Source organism: Planococcus sp. SSTMD024 (genome assembly GCF_041320495.1).
Lineage (GTDB): Bacteria > Bacillota > Bacilli > Bacillales_A > Planococcaceae > Planococcus.
Window position 1 is genome coordinate 1 of record NZ_JBGGNS010000002.1, and the last position, 1402, is coordinate 1402.

Here is a 1402-nt window from a genome sequence, read left to right on the forward strand (position 1 = left end):
ACTTGTTCTTTGAAAACTGGATAGATCGACATTGATTAAGAAACAAGCATCAAGTAGCGTGATCGCACAGCGATCAACTTATTTTTTTTGACCATTCAGTGGTTAAGTTAATAAGGGCGCACGGTGGATGCCTTGGCACTAGGAGCCGAAGAAGGACGGCACTAACACCGATATGCCTCGGGGAGCTGTAAGTGAGCGTTGATCCCGGGGATTTCCGAATGGGGAAACCCACTGTTCGTAATGGAGCAGGATCCATGTGTGAATTCATAGCACATGAGAAGGCAGACTCAGGGAACTGAAACATCTAAGTACCTGAAGGAAGAGAAAGCAACTGCGATTCCCCAAGTAGCGGCGAGCGAAACGGGATTAGCCCAAACCAGAAGGCTTGCCTTCTGGGGTTGTAGGACACTCTATACGGAGTTACAAAGGATTGGATTAAGCGAAGCGACCTGGAACGGTCCGCGAGACAGGGTAACGGCCCCGTAGCTGAAAGTTCAATCCCTCCAGAGTGGATCCTGAGTACGGCGGAACACGAGAAATTCCGTCGGAATCCGGGAGGACCATCTCCCAAGGCTAAATACTCCCTAGTGACCGATAGTGAACCAGTACCGTGAGGGAAAGGTGAAAAGCACCCCGGAAGGGGAGTGAAATAGATCCTGAAACCGTGTGCCTACAAGTAGTTAGAGCCCGTTAATGGGTGATAGCGTGCCTTTTGTAGAATGAACCGGCGAGTTACGATTGCATGCAAGGTTAAGGTGAGAAGCCGGAGCCGCAGCGAAAGCGAGTCTGAACAGGGCGAATGAGTATGCAGTTGTAGACCCGAAACCAGGTGATCTACCCATGTCCAGGGTGAAGGTAAGGTAACACTTACTGGAGGCCCGAACCCACGCACGTTGAAAAGTGCGGGGATGAGGTGTGGGTAGCGGAGAAATTCCAATCGAACCTGGAGATAGCTGGTTCTCTCCGAAATAGCTTTAGGGCTAGCCTCAAGAAGAGAATCCTGGAGGTAGAGCACTGTTTGGACTAGGGGCCCAGCCCGGGTTACCGAATTCAGACAAACTCCGAATGCCAGTGATTTATGCTTGGGAGTCAGACTGCGAGTGATAAGATCCGTAGTCAAGAGGGAAACAGCCCAGACCACCAGCTAAGGTCCCCAAATATCCGTTAAGTGGAAAAGGATGTGGCGTTGCTTAGACAACCAGGATGTTGGCTTAGAAGCAGCCATCATTTAAAGAGTGCGTAATAGCTCACTGGTCGAGTGACACTGCGCCGAAAATGTACCGGGGCTAAACGGATTACCGAAGCTGTGGATGGACATCTAGGATGTCCGTGGTAGGAGAGCGTTCTAAGGGCGTTGAAGTCAGACCGGAAGGACTGGTGGAGCGCTTAGAAGTGAGAATGC

At 50.9% G+C, this 1402-nt stretch carries 1 rRNA gene; it reads left to right on the plus strand.

Annotation, left to right across the window (positions count from 1 at the left end):
* Positions 1-100 precede the first annotated feature (100 nt).
* Positions 101-1402: ribosomal RNA gene (locus AB9R92_RS00055) — 23S ribosomal RNA — on the plus strand; the annotation flags it as partial.